Source organism: Pseudomonas sp. ES1 (assembly GCF_050586605.1).
Taxonomy (GTDB): Bacteria; Pseudomonadota; Gammaproteobacteria; order Pseudomonadales; family Pseudomonadaceae; genus Aquipseudomonas; species Aquipseudomonas sichuanensis.
Genome location: NZ_JBOBDM010000003.1, coordinates 22,272 through 35,614, shown reverse-complemented (window position 1 = coordinate 35,614; position 13,343 = coordinate 22,272). Strand labels below are relative to the sequence as shown.

The window sequence follows — 13,343 nt, the reverse complement described above, 5'->3', positions numbered from 1 at the left end:
AAAAATCATGCCAGCCTATGCCTTGCCGTCGAACAGCAGGCTGCCAGCTTCGCTGAGGCTTTGTGCCAGCTTCAGCGCGGTTTCCGACGGGAGCTGGCGGATCACGTCACCGGACTCGGTGGCGATGACCTTGACCACTACCTGGCCGGTTGAATCATCAATGGAGAAGTCCAGCTTGCGCTGGCTCGACTGGACGAAATCGCGGATATCGCCCACCGCTTTCTCCAGGTCCTCGCGGGTATGCGGCTTGTCTTCAGAAGGCGCAGCCTCCTGCACCTTGACAGGCGCCACCACCGGGTCCTTGGCCGTCGCTGCTGCCTGGGGCGGCATCGAAGGGTACATCTGGTTCAACTTGACACTCATGTCCATGCTTCGAACTCCTCATGTCAAAAAGGTGAAAGGGCACGTAAACGCGCCCTTCCACCTCTTACTCAGGCGCCTGAATTACTGGAGCAGTTTCAGGACCGAGGATGGCAGCTGGTTAGCCTGCGACAGGATCGCAGTCGAAGCCTGCTGCAGGGTCTGCTGCTTGGTCAGCTCTGCAGTTTCCGAAGCGAAGTCCACGTCCTGCACGGTGGAACGGGCAGCGGTGGAGTTCTTCTGGATGTTCTGCAGGTTGTCGACGGTGGTGGTCAGACGGTTCTGGGTAGCACCCAGGCCCGAACGGACGCTGTCGATCGAACCGATGGCCTTGTCGATAACGGCCAGGGCGTTCTGAGCCTTGGTGGCGTCGGTGACGTCGGTTTGCGAGATGGTGGTCTTGGCCGAGGTAACGGTCGCAGCACCGAACAGAGCAGTAGCGCCGCCCAGCGAGAAGCCTTTGGCCGAGTCCAGCGAAACCTGACCGGTGACGACGATGGCAGCAGCACTCAGAGCAGCAGGAGTAGCGAAGTTGCCGGAGCCGTCTTTGGCAGCGATCGAGATGTTGGCCTGGGCGTTGGCGTCAGCACCCGAGAAGCTGATGTTCTCACCGGTGTCCGACTTGATGCTCAGGGTTTTCTTGACTTCGTCGTAGTTGACGCTGATACCCAGCTTGGCAGCGTTGGATTTCAGCTGGTCGGCCAGGCCGGCCTTGTCAGTCACGCCTACGAAGTCAACAGTGCCGCTGGAACCGACAGACAGCTTGAAGTTGGCCGGGGTAGCACCGGTAACGTCCAGTTGCATTTCGGTGCTGGCGGATGCAGTCAGACCACCGATCGAGCCGTTCAGATCGCTGGCGATCTGCTTGGCGGAGGCACCAGCACCGTAGGCCACAGTAGCAGTCTGGCCGTTGCCGGTAACGGAGAGGCTGCCAGCAGCCAGGCCGCTCGCGCTCGGGGCGATGGCGGTGGACTTGACCTGCTGCGAACCGATGTTGCTGGCAGCAACGTTTTCCAGGCTCAGGTTGATGGTTTCGTTGGCGTTGGCGCCGACCTGGATGGCCTTGGTGCCGTACGAGCCGTCCAGCAGCTTCTGGCCACCGAAGGTGGTGGTAGCGGAGATACGGTTCAGCTCGGAAGTCAGAGCCTGGTATTCGTCGTTGTTCGACTTACGGTCGTCGGCGCTCAGGGAGCCAGTAGCCGAGGACAGAGCCAGGGTACGCATTTTCTGCAGGATGTCGGTCGAAGCCTGCATCGCGCCTTCGGCGGTCTGGGCGATCGAGATACCGTCGTTGGCGTTCTTCACTGCCTGGCCCAGGCCGTTGATCTGGCTGGTCAGACGGTTGGCGATCTGCAGGCCGGCAGCGTCGTCTTTGGCGCTGTTGATGCGCAGGCCGGAAGACAGGCGCTGCATCGAAGTGGTCTGGGCGGTGCTGGCCTTGTTCAGGTTAACCTGAGTAGTAACCGAAGCAATGTTGGTGTTTACAGTTAAAGCCATGACGAAATCCTCGTTGGATGGGTACTGCGGCTTCCGGCCCTGGCATCCGCCGGGTATGGCCTAGAGAACCTTCGTAATGTTTATCGTCGTTTGCGGGGGTTGCTTGAGGGCATTTGCAAAAAAAAAATGCCATCACGCTGCCACCCCCACGAAATCAGGGGGTTATGGCTTTTCTGCACTTACTCGAAGGCAAAAAAAAGCGCCTGGCGGAATACGCCAGGCGCTTTTTTTGACCGTGCCGGATCAGCCGCGATAGAGAATCGCCGAGCCCCACGACAGGCCCACGCCAAAGCCACTGATGGCCACGCGCTTCCAACTGCTGTCGAGCATGTGCTTCTGCAGCAACAGCGGCACGCTGGAGGACACTGTATTGCCGGTTTCGAGCATGTCCTTGACGAACTTCTCCGGGTGCTGCTCTTCAAAGCGTCGCGCCACCGCATCGACGATCGCCGCACTGCCCTGATGGATGCAGAAGGCATCGATATCGGCCGACTGCAGGCCACTGGCATCGAGCAGCTCATGCAGGTGCGCCGGCACCTTGACCAGGGCGAAGTTGAACACCTGACGGCCGTTCATGAAGAAATTGCCGTTGGTGACCTTCAGGTGCTCGGCACCGGAACCGTCGGTACCAAAACGCGCCTCGCCCAGTTGCCATACCGCGTCCTCGCCCATCCAGGTGGCGGTGGCGGCATCGCCGAACAGCATGGTGGTGTTGCGGTCTTCCGGATCGACGATCTTCGAATACGGGTCGGCGGTGATCAGCAGGCCGTTCTTCAGCCCCGCCGCCTGCATGAAGCCCTTGATCGCGTACAGGCCATAGACGTAGCCGGAGCAGCCCAGCGAAACGTCGAACGCCGCCACCCGGGTGGACAGGCCCAGCTTGTGCTGGACGATGGCCGCGGTGTGCGGCAACCCCTCTTCGTCACCGTTCTGGGTGACCACGATCAACACATCGATCGACTGCGGATCGAGCTCGGGGTTGCTGGCGAACAAGGCACGGGCGGCCTCGACGCACAGGTCGGAGGTTTCTTGCTCTTCGGCCTTGCGCGGCAGGAACGACGCGCCGATCTTGCCGAACATGAACTCTTCGTCCTTGCCGAACTTCGCACCCTGGACGTAGTTGTCCAGGCCAGCGGTAGGCACGTAACTCGCGATGCTTTTGATGCCAATCATTCTGGCTTCCCAATGAAAACAGGCAAAGACCGCCACTCGGTGAATTGAGGGCGCCCACTACCGGATCCGTGACATGCCGACATCGGGCAGGTCACTGGCGAACCGGTAACAAATTGCTGCAGCAGCTGCCGCATAGAATACAGGGAAGATGCGCGATTTGACTCATTGGTCACACTCATTTATCGCCAACTGCCGCTCAGCGCCATGCGCCAGGCACAAAAAAGCCCCGGCAGCGCTAGGCTAGCCGGGGCTTTTGGCTACCCGCTCAGTTACATCTGATTGAACAGGCTCAGCTTGGAGATCTGCGTGAAGCTCAGCTGCGAAGCCTGCAGCATGGCCTGGTGCAGTGCCAGCATGATCGACGCATCGGCCATGTCGGTGTTGCCGATGGCGTCCTGGGTCGCCTTGTTGGCGGTGGTCAGGCTGGTGTTTTCCTGGCGCTGGATATCGAGCGAGTTCCCACGTGCACCGATCGAACCGCGAGTGATATCGACCTGCTCGCGGGCACTGGCCAGGTTGGCGACCGCCGAAGCGATGGAGTTCTTCAGCGCGGTATTCGCCGCATCACCAGTGCCCGGCGCATCCAGCGCGGTACGCAGCTGGCTGATGGTCTCCAGCACGCTCTGGTTCTGGTGGGTGTTGGCATTGACCGCAAACTGGTCACCCGCCTGCGGCGCGCCGGACACCTGGTAGGTAACGCCCGCCACCGTCAGTGCCGGCGCGGTGAAGGTGCCGCTGGCCACTACCTTGCTGTCGGCGGTCAGGGGCTGCGCATAGAGCTCGTAAGTGTTGGCGCCGGTAAACTTGATGACCGCACCGCTGTCGGGGAACGTGCTGCGGTAGGCCGTCGGGTCGGTCACCGCACCGCTGGTGATCTGCGCGCTCGAAGGGTTACCGGCGCCACGGACGGTGGTCAGGGTGTCGGGACGCGCCTGCAAGGAGAACTCATGGCCGGCGACGGCAGCATTGGGGTCATCACCTTCCTGCAGCGTGACGCTGATCTCGAACTCGACACCCCGGAACGCGATGCGGTTACCGCCCTCGGCCTTGCTGTCGAAGGTGCCGTTGGTCGGGGTCTCGGCAGTGATGTCGTTACCCAGGGCATCGGTCACGGTGTACTGGGTGCCACTGGTGAAGGTGACCTTGTACGGCTGGCCGGCGTTGAAGTTGCTGTTGTACGCACTGCTCGAGGTCAGCAGGCCCGGCGAGACCGCGACGCGGCCATCATCGACCGGCGGCGCCACCAGGGCGGACTCGGTACGGCTCTTGTTCTTGGCCGAATCGAAGATGCTGAAGCCGGTGTCGTTGGTCGCCAGCTTCAGGGTGTCGGACACCTGCAGGCTCAGCTGGGTCTGGTCACCCTGGTAGCTGTAGCTGCCGTCGGCATTGCGCACATAGGGCGGCGACGAGGTTTTGGTGCCGCCGAACATGTAGTCGCCGTTGGCATCGCGCGAGTTGAGCAGGCCGAAGATGTTCGCCTCGATCTCCTTGAGCTCGCTGCTGATGGACGTGCGGTCGGCCGCACTGATCCCGGCGCCGCCCGCACGAATGGCCAGGTCGCTGGCACGCTGCATGGCGTCGTTGATGGTGGCCAGCACGCTTTCTTCCTGCAGCAGCGAGTTGTTCACCGTGGTCATGTTGCCGTCGTACTGCTTGAGCAGGGCCTGTTGCTGCTGCAGCAGCAGCAGGCGTGCGGCGCCGACCGGGTCGTCACCAGCGGACTGGATGCGCACGCCGGTGTCGATCTGCTGCTTGACCTTCATCAGGTTGGCAAAGTTGCTGGTGTAGCTGGTAGCGCTCGACTCATAGAACTGAGCGGTGGAAATACGCACGATGGCTACTCCTTACAATGCGTTGATCAGGGTGGCGAAGGTTTCCTGCGCCGCCTTGATGATCTGTGAAGATGCGGTGTAGTAATGCTGGAACTTGATCAGGCTGGCCGCCTCATCGTCCAGGTTGACACCGGAAACCCCGTTGCGGGCTTCCTTGGCCGAGTCGTACACGGCCTTGGTCGCCGTGGTATCGATTTCGGCCTGGTTGGCCTTGGCACCGACCCGTTCCACCATCGAGGCATAGGCCGAGGTGAAGCTGCTGCCGCCACCGGAATTGACACCGACCGTGGACTTGGTCTGCAGGTCGAGCAGCGATTGGGCATTGCGGTTGTCGGACTTGCCGTTGACGTTGAAGCCCATGCTGAACGAGTCATCCTCCGCCGGGCTGCCGCCGACCGAGGTCTCCAGGCTGAACGAACGCGGGTTGCCGCTACCGTCGAGAATGGGCGCCCCGGCCGCATCGACCATCGGCACGTTGATCGTCAGCTTGTTTTCCTGGCCCGGCACGATGGTGCCGGTACCGATGCTGTTGCCCTTGGCATCGAACAGGGTATAGCCCTGGGTGCCGCCGCTGGCCGCACCGAACACCATGCGCACCGGCATCGAGTGCTTGATCGAATCCTGGATCAGCGCGGTGTCGGCACCGCCATAGATATCCAGCTTCGCACCCAGATTCGGCTGGCTGATGGTACCGGTACCGTCGTTGCCGCTGCCGATGGTGGCATTGATCGGCCCGGCGAACGCCAGCTTGTTGGCATCGGTGAGGGTGGTGCTGATCGAGCCCGCCGCCGCGCGAGTGGGGATTACCTTGAAACTGTCGCCCGCCGCCAGGCCGCCACCGTTGAGCTTCAGGGTGAAGCCATCAATGACCGGTGGTGGCGTGGTGGCCAGATCGAAGCTACCCATGTCGGTGCCGTCGGAACGACGCACGCTGTACTGGGTGCCACTGGTGAAGGTGACCTGGTAGTCGTGGGTGGTCAGCAGGCTGCTATCGGCAATGGTCACGTCCAGGTTGCCGGAGCCAGCGCTGTTACCGGTGGCACCCAGGCTGCGCTGGCTGATCGCCGCGGCACTGTTGATGCTGGAGAACAGCGCGCTGCCGAACTGGCCGTTGGCATCCAGGCCCTGCCCCAGCTGGCTGTTGATGCTGTCGGTCACCACCAGGGCCACACGGCCCAGCTCGTTCATCGACGGATTGAGCACGTCCTGGCGATAGCGCAACAGGCCGCCGATCTGCCCGCCGGTGATGACCGAGGTGACATCCGACGAGAAGGTCGGGTAGTTGACCTGCAGACTGTACTGGCTCTTGTCGGCGTTGCTCGGCCCGGCGCTCAGGGTATTGGCCCGGTTGCCGGTGACCAGCGACTGGCCGGTACCCAGGTACACGTCGTAGTTGCCGTCACGCTCCTGCACGGTGACGCCCACCAGCTCGTTGAGCTGGCGCACCGCTTCGCTGCGCGCATCCAGCAGGGTGTTCGGCGTGGCGCCGGACGCCGACAGGTGGGTGATCTGCTTGTTCAGGTCGGCAATGTTCGAGGTGAGCTTGTTGACCTGGCCGGCAAGGGTATCGAGCTGGCTGTTGATGCTTTCGTTCTGTTTGCTCAATTCGCTGGAGATGGAATTGAAACGGTTGCTCAGGGTTTGCGCCTGAGTCAGCAGCAACTGGCGGGACGCCACGTCACCGGGCTTGGCCGCAGCGGTCTGCAGGGCCGAGAAGAATGCGGTCAGCACCGAGCTGATACCGGTGCTGCTGTCGCCCAGCAGTTTGTCGACACTGCCGATCTGATCAAGGTAGGTGGCCGCATCGGTGCTCAGCGAGGTCGCGGTACGCAGCTGGTTGTCCAGGTAGGCGTTGTAGACCCGGCGCACATCCGCAAGCTGGGTACCGGTACCGATGAAACCCGAGCCGATGTTGTGCGAGGGCCCCGAGACCTGGACGGTCTGCTGGCGCGAGTAGCCGGAGGTCGCAGCGTTGGCGATGTTGTTACTGGTGACCGACAGCGCCGCCTGGCTGGCACTCAGGCCGGACAGCCCGATCGAGATCAGAGACATGGTTCAATCCTTATAGATTCGTGGTAGTGCCAGCCATGGCGTATTGCTGGGTGGGCTGCAGTTGCCGGGCAATGCTGATGATCTTGCGGGCATAGTCCGGGTCGGTTGCGTAACCGGCCTTCTGCAGCTCTCTTGCAAACTGTTCTGGGTTATCGGCTGCACCGACCGCATCTTTATAGCGACTGTTGTTCTGCAACAGGCTGACCAGGTCGTGGAAGCTGTCCTGGTACGAGTCGTACGAGCGGAATGCCGCAGTCTCCTTGACGAACTGGCCGCCACGGAACTCGCTGGTGATCGCCCGCGCCTCGCCACCCTGCCAGTTGCCGGTGGCCTTGATGCCGAACAGGTTGTGGCTGCTGCTGCCGTCTGGGTTGCGCATGACCGACTTGCCCCAACCGGTTTCCAGCGCCGCCTGGGCCACCAGGTAACGCGGATCGATACCAATGCGCTTGGCCGCCTGCTCGGCCATCGGCAGCATGGTGCTGACGAAGGCATCGCTGTTGCCAAAGGCCTTGTTGGGCGCCAACGGTGGCTGGGCCACCGCTCGCCCGACGATACGCATGCCCTCGGCGGGTGCGGCATAGGTCCGCGCCGGCTGCCAGTCGCCGCGGGCGACACCGGCCAGCGACGGCGCATGCTGGGCCGCATCGCCAGTGGCCGAGGACGGCACGATACCGGCCAGCAGGCGGTCGGTGAGCTTGCCTGGCAAGGCCAGGCGCCGCGAGTTGAGGGCCGCCACATCGTTGCGCCCGGCAGCGGGCTGTTCGGCCCGCGCAGGCTCGCCCACCCGGCCACCCCACAGCGCCGGGGCCGGCCCGTCGATGCGCGGGAACGGGCTGGTATTGACCGTGCTGGCCTTGCGCTTGCTCAGCTGGCGCACCAGCACATCCTGCAGGCCGATGCCGCCCCCTTCGCGGGACATGCTCACGGCCAGCTGCTGGTCGTACATGTCACGGTACTGCTTGGTGGTATCGCTGTTCATCGGGTTTTCTTCGTCGGCCAGCACATCACTGGCCTTGCGCGAGGCCTTGAGCATCTCGCTGACGAACAACGACTCGAATTCCTGGGCCACCTTGCGGATGTTGCCCTCGCTGTCGCGATCACCGCGCTTGAGCGAGCTCAGGCGATTGAGGTCGGTGTAGGCACCGCTGTCGACATGGCCGGAAACCTGGCTTTTCGGATTCATCCCAGGCGTCCTCAGATCACGATCAGGTCGGCCTGCAACGCGCCGGCCTGCTTCAGGGCTTCAAGGATGGCCATCAGGTCGCTTGGCGCTGCGCCGACCTGGTTAACCGCACGGACGATTTCATCCAGGGTGGTGCCCGGGCCGAACTTGAACATCGGCTTGGCTTCCTGCTGGGCATTGACCCGCGAGCGTGGCACGACGGCCGTCTCGCCATTGGAGAACGGCCCCGGCTGGCTGACGATCGGGTCTTCGGTGATGGTCACGGTCAGGCTGCCGTGGGTAACCGCCGCCGGCGACACCTTGACGTTCTGACCAATCACGATAGTGCCGGTACGCGAGTTGATGATGACCTTGGCCACGGCCTGGCCTGGGTCGATCTCGAGGTTTTCCAGAATCGACAGATAGTCGACACGCTGGCTCGGGTCCATCGGCGCGGTCACCCGCACCGAGCCACCGTCCAGGGCCTGGGCAACCCCTGGGCCGAGCAGCTCGTTGACCTTGTCGACGATGCGCTTGGCCGTGGTGAAGTCGGGCCGGTTGAGGTTCAGCGTAAGGCTGTTGCCCTGGTTGAAACCGCTCGGCACTGCGCGCTCGACGCTCGCACCGCCCGGAATGCGGCCAGCCGACGGGACGTTGACGGTGATCTTCGAGCCATCGCGACCTTCGGCGTCGAAACCACCGACCACCAGGTTGCCCTGGGCGATGGCGTAGACGTTGCCGTCGATACCCTTGAGCGGGGTCATCAGCAGGCTGCCGCCGCGCAGGCTCTTGGAGTTACCGATCGACGACACGGTGATGTCGACCACCTGGCCGGGCTTGGCGAAGGCCGGCAGGTCGGCATGCACCGACACCGCGGCAACGTTCTTCAACTGCACGTTGCCCGAGCCCGGCGGCACCTTGATGCCGAACTGCGACAACATATTGTTGAAGGTCTGCAGGGTGAACGGGGTCTGGGTGGTCTGGTCGCCCGTACCGTTGAGCCCCACCACCAGACCGTAACCGATCAGTTGGTTGGCACGCACGCCAGAAATACTGGCGATGTCCTTCAGGCGCTCGGCGTGGGCGCCGAACGCACAGGACAGAAGAAGTGTCGCGGCAATCAACCGCCTAGCGTTGAACATGGTCATCCGTACTCAGAAGGGCCAGAGCGGGCTGATGAAGAAACGGTCCAGCCAACCGGGCTGGCTGGCATCGGCGAACGAGCCGGTGCCTGAATAGGTGATGCGCGCGTCGGCCACGCGAGTGGACGGCACGGTGTTGTCCGTGGCGATGTCATCGGCACGCACCAGGCCAGCAATGCGCACCAGCTCTTCACCGGTGTTCAGGGTCATCCACTTTTCGCCACGCACGGCGATGATGCCGTTGGGCAGCACTTCAGCGACGGTGACGGTGATCGAACCGGTCAAGGTGTTGCCCTGGGTCGCCTTGCTGTCGCCCTTGGTGGTGCGGTCACCGCTGTAACCGGCCTCGAGGGTGAGGTCGCCGCTGCCCAGCGGGTTGTTGGTATTGGGGATGGTGCCGAACAACGAGGTCAGGCCGAGATTGGCCTTGCTGTTCTTCTGGATCTGCGAGCCGGCATTCTTGCTCGCCGAGGTGCGCTCGTTGAGGGTGATGGTGATGATGTCACCGACCCGGAACGCCTTGCGATCGGTATACAGGCCCTGCTCGAAGCCGGCCTGGTAGATCGAGCCGTTGTTGGCCGCCGCCGGCAACGGGGTGCGCGGCAACACCGGCGCATAGTACGGGTCGTTTGGCTTGGGCGTCGGCGCGACGCAACCGGCCAGCAACACCGCCCCCCCCAGGGCGAAAACGGACAACAGACGATTCATGACGCTTACCTCATGGTGTAACGGGCGCTGCTACAGCGAGCGAATGGTCAATGGCCCGCACCCAGCGGGCCATCAGGGCTTACAGCTGCTGGGTGACGAACGACAGCATCTTGTCGGCTGTCGAGATGACCTTGGAGTTCATCTCGTAAGCACGCTGGGTGGTGATCATGTTGACCAACTCCTCGACGGTGCTGACGTTGGAGTTTTCCAGGGTCTGTTGCTGGGTGGTGCCGAAACCGTTCAGGCCCGGGGTGCCAACCTGCGGCGCGCCGCTGGCGGCGGTCTCGAGGAACAGGTTGCCGCCGATCGCCTGCAGGCCAGCCGGGTTGATGAAATCGGCGGTCTGGATGTTGCCGATGATCTGCGCTGCCGGGTTGCCGACCGTGGTGATCGACACGGTGCCGTCGCGGCCGACGGTGAAGGTCTGGGCGTCCGGCGGCACGACGATGGCCGGTTCCAGGGCGAAACCGTTGGCGGTGACGATCTGGCCGTCGGAGTTCAGGTGGAAGGTGCCGTCACGGGTGTACGACACGGTGCCGTCGGGCTGCAGGATCTGGAAGAAACCACGGCCGTCGACCGCCATGTCCAGCGGGTTCTCGGTGGTTTGCAGGCTGCCGGCGGTGAAGCTCTTCTGGGTGCCGACGATGCGCACACCGGTACCGACCTGCAGGCCCGAAGGCAGCTCGCTGTCCTGGGTGGACTGCGCGCCAGGCTGGCGCTTGATCTGGTACAGCAGGTCCTGGAACTCGGCGCGGTCGCGCTTGAAGCCCGTGGTCGAGACGTTGGCCAGGTTGTTGGAAATGACCGTGAGGTTGGTGTCCTGGGCGGACAGGCCGGTTTTAGCGACCCAAAGAGCCGGAAGCATCTAGTGTTCTCCTCGTGCGCCTGTTTTACGGCACCCGTTCAAATGTGATTAGCCGATTTGCAAAACCCGAGCCATGGCTTCGTCGCCTTCCTTGGCCGCGTTCATCATCTTGACGTGCAGTTCGAACTGGCGGGACAGCGCCAGCACCGAGGTCATTTCCTCGACGGCATTGACGTTGCTCGATTCAAGGAACCCGGAAACCACGCGAACGTTGACGTCGGCATTGGCGGGCTGGCCGTTGGTCGTGTGGATCATGCCGTCGAGCCCCTTGGTCAGGCCCTTGATGTCCGGGTTGACCAGCTTGATCCGGTCGACCTGGGCCAGCGCCCGCGGGTCTTCACCCATGGCGCGAATGCTGATGGTGCCGTCGTCACCGACTTCGACCTTCTGCTCGGGCGGGACCGCGATCGGGCCGCCGTTGCCGATCACCGGCATACCATTGCCGGCACGCAGGATACCGAGGGCGTCAATGTTCAGGCTGCCGGTACGCACATAGGCTTCGCTGCCATCGGGCGCCTGCACGGCAATGAAACCCTGGCCACTGACCGCCACGTCCAGGTCACGCCCGGTCTCGACCAGGGCACCACCGCTGAAGTCGGTGGCCGGGCGCTCGCTCATGGCGAAGGCTCGCGCCGGAAAGCTGTCACCGAACACCGGCATGGAACGCGCCTGCTCCAGGTCACGCTGGAAACCATTGGTGGAAACGTTCGCCAGGTTGTTGGCATGGGCCTTCTGCGCCAGCGCGTTCTGGCTGGCACCGGTCATGGCCACATAAAGCATCTTGTCCACAGCATCTCCTCTGCGCGAACCTTGCCGCGCTGTCGTTGGCAAGGCTTAAGCAATTATCGAACCACACTGACAAAGCCTTTCAATACGGGGCTTTCAAGGCCGCGCAGGCCTGCTGAGCGTCAGTTTGTCGGCGAATCTTTGCCGCTGGCGGCAAGCGCCGAATCAGTCATTGCGGCAGGCCCCATTGGTGTAAGGCCCCGAGTGCAGCTTCCAGCCATCACCCGGGTTGATTGCCGAACACAGGTAGCGCCCGGTCGCCAGGCTTTGCCACTGGTACCAGGGCGCCGGTGCAGCCTGCAGTGAACACGCAACCAGCAGTGCCATCAGCACCCCCGCAATCCTCGATACTGTCCTCATGGCATCACCCTCCGCCAGACGTGAAAAAGCCCCTGCAAGCAGGGGCTTTGCCCAACCACGATCATCAGGTCATCTGAATGATGGTCTGCATGATGGTGCTTTCAGTGGAGATGGTCTTGGCGTTGGCCTGGTAGTTGCTCTGCGCCTTGATCAGGTTGACCAGCTCACCGGTCAGGTCGACGTTGGAGTCTTCCAGGGAGCTGCCGGCGATGCGGCCCAGGGTGCCGGTATCCGGTTCGCCGATGACCGGCACGCCCGAAGCGTAGGACTCTTTCCAGGCCGTGCCGCCCACCGGGGTCAGACCTTGCAGGTTGGCGAAGTTGGCGATGGCCACCTGGCCAATGACCTTGTCCTGGCCGTTGGTGAAGTTGGCGAACAGGTTGCCGCTCTGGTCGACGGTCAGGCCGGCGAGCTCACCGGTGGCATAGCCATCCTGGCTCTTGGCGGTGGTGGCCGACGCCGCGTTGTACTGGGTGGTAGCCAGCATGTCGAGCGTGACGCCACCCGTGCGCGCGGCGGCGCCATTGGCAACCCAGGCACCTGCTGCGTTTTTCTCGGCTGGAATCCAGCCGGTGAGCTGGAAGGTCTTGTCGGCACCGATGGTCAGGCCGCCGGTTACCGCACCTGCCGTCATGGCCGCAGTGTTGAGCTTGCCGTCAGTGGTGAACGGCAGCTTGTTGACCAGTGGCGTAGGCAAGGTCGGGTCGGCCGGGTTACGACCATTGATCGTGGTGTACATGGTCCAGGAGTTGGTACCGGCATCCTTGACGAAGTACTGGTTGAGCTGGTGCGCGTTGCCCTGACTGTCGTAGACGTCGGTATTGAAGGTGTAGTTGTAGCTGTTGACGTTGGTCGGATCGAACGTCGCCACGGTCGGCGGATTTGCGCTGGAGTTGAGGTTGACTGTCTCGGTGATGCGACTGGTGGAGTTGGGCGCCAGGTTCGAGGTATCGATCTTCAGATCGGTCAGCACACCCCCGACGACCTTGCCGTTGGCGTCCACCCCATAACCCTGCAGGTTGGCGCCGCTGGCGTTGACGATGTAGCCGTCCTTGTCGCTGTAGAAGGCGCCGGCACGGGTGTAGATCCGCGAGCCGTTGTCATTCATGGCGAAGAAGCCGTTGCCGTCGATGGCCATGTCCAGCGCCTGGCCGGTGCCATTGATGTTGCCCGGGTTGAACATCTGCGAGACCGCCATGGTTTTCACACCGCTGCCGACCTGGGTCTTGCCGCCGGAGGTACCACGGATGGACTGCGAATACTGATCGCCGAACTCGGCGCGCGACGATTTGAAACCGGTGGTGGCGACGTTGGCAATGTTGTTGCCAGTAACGTTCAGAGCCTTGTTCGCCGCGTAGAGACCGCTAAGGCCGATATTGAAAGACATTGACTCGCTCCTTGTG

General features: G+C 62.8%; 12 protein-coding genes. All 12 read right to left on the bottom strand.

Annotation, left to right across the window (positions count from 1 at the left end; all coding sequences use genetic code 11):
- Positions 1 to 15: 15 nt before the first annotated feature.
- The 12 genes from ACQ4N9_RS02235 to flgE all read right to left on the bottom strand — a co-directional run bounded on the left by ACQ4N9_RS02235 (position 16) and on the right by flgE (position 13,327).
- Positions 16 to 369, bottom strand: coding sequence for a flagellar protein FlaG (locus ACQ4N9_RS02235; protein WP_153787294.1), 354 nt, complete (start codon positions 367 to 369; stop codon positions 16 to 18).
- 75 nt (positions 370 to 444) lie between these two features.
- Complete coding sequence (locus ACQ4N9_RS02230; protein WP_390967263.1) at positions 445 to 1,857, bottom strand: flagellin; 1,413 nt, start codon at positions 1,855 to 1,857, stop codon at positions 445 to 447.
- Positions 1,858 to 2,100: 243 nt separating this feature from the next.
- Positions 2,101 to 3,030, bottom strand: coding sequence for a ketoacyl-ACP synthase III (locus ACQ4N9_RS02225; protein ID WP_390967262.1), 930 nt, complete (start codon positions 3,028 to 3,030; stop codon positions 2,101 to 2,103).
- 269 nt (positions 3,031 to 3,299) lie between these two features.
- Positions 3,300 to 4,862, bottom strand: a complete 1,563-nt coding sequence (locus ACQ4N9_RS02220) for a flagellar hook-associated protein 3 (RefSeq protein WP_390967261.1) — start codon at positions 4,860 to 4,862, stop codon at positions 3,300 to 3,302.
- Positions 4,863 to 4,874: 12 nt separating this feature from the next.
- Complete coding sequence (gene flgK, locus ACQ4N9_RS02215; protein WP_390967260.1) at positions 4,875 to 6,914, bottom strand: flagellar hook-associated protein FlgK; 2,040 nt, start codon at positions 6,912 to 6,914, stop codon at positions 4,875 to 4,877.
- Between the two features lie 10 nt (positions 6,915 to 6,924).
- The gene (flgJ, locus tag ACQ4N9_RS02210; RefSeq protein WP_125859537.1) at positions 6,925 to 8,100 is read right to left on the bottom strand and encodes a flagellar assembly peptidoglycan hydrolase FlgJ; all 1,176 of its coding nucleotides are present in this window, start codon (positions 8,098 to 8,100) and stop codon (positions 6,925 to 6,927) included.
- A gap of 11 nt (positions 8,101 to 8,111) precedes the next feature.
- The gene (locus ACQ4N9_RS02205) at positions 8,112 to 9,221 is read right to left on the bottom strand and encodes a flagellar basal body P-ring protein FlgI (protein WP_110991963.1); all 1,110 of its coding nucleotides are present in this window, start codon (positions 9,219 to 9,221) and stop codon (positions 8,112 to 8,114) included.
- A gap of 12 nt (positions 9,222 to 9,233) precedes the next feature.
- Positions 9,234 to 9,929 (bottom strand): flagellar basal body L-ring protein FlgH, encoded by a 696-nt coding sequence (gene flgH, locus ACQ4N9_RS02200; RefSeq protein WP_390967259.1) that lies wholly within the window; start codon positions 9,927 to 9,929, stop codon positions 9,234 to 9,236.
- A 79-nt stretch (positions 9,930 to 10,008) separates the two neighbouring features.
- A complete protein-coding gene (flgG, locus tag ACQ4N9_RS02195; protein WP_125464987.1) occupies positions 10,009 to 10,794 on the bottom strand; it encodes a flagellar basal-body rod protein FlgG in 786 nt (261 codons plus the stop codon).
- A 48-nt stretch (positions 10,795 to 10,842) separates the two neighbouring features.
- Complete coding sequence (gene flgF / locus ACQ4N9_RS02190) at positions 10,843 to 11,583, bottom strand: flagellar basal-body rod protein FlgF (protein WP_390967258.1); 741 nt, start codon at positions 11,581 to 11,583, stop codon at positions 10,843 to 10,845.
- A 162-nt stretch (positions 11,584 to 11,745) separates the two neighbouring features.
- Positions 11,746 to 11,907, bottom strand: a complete 162-nt coding sequence (locus ACQ4N9_RS02185; RefSeq protein WP_390967257.1) for a hypothetical protein — start codon at positions 11,905 to 11,907, stop codon at positions 11,746 to 11,748.
- Between the two features lie 97 nt (positions 11,908 to 12,004).
- On the bottom strand, positions 12,005 to 13,327 hold the full coding sequence (gene flgE / locus ACQ4N9_RS02180; protein WP_390967256.1) for a flagellar hook protein FlgE: 1,323 nt from the start codon (positions 13,325 to 13,327) through the stop codon (positions 12,005 to 12,007).
- Positions 13,328 to 13,343 lie beyond the last annotated feature (16 nt).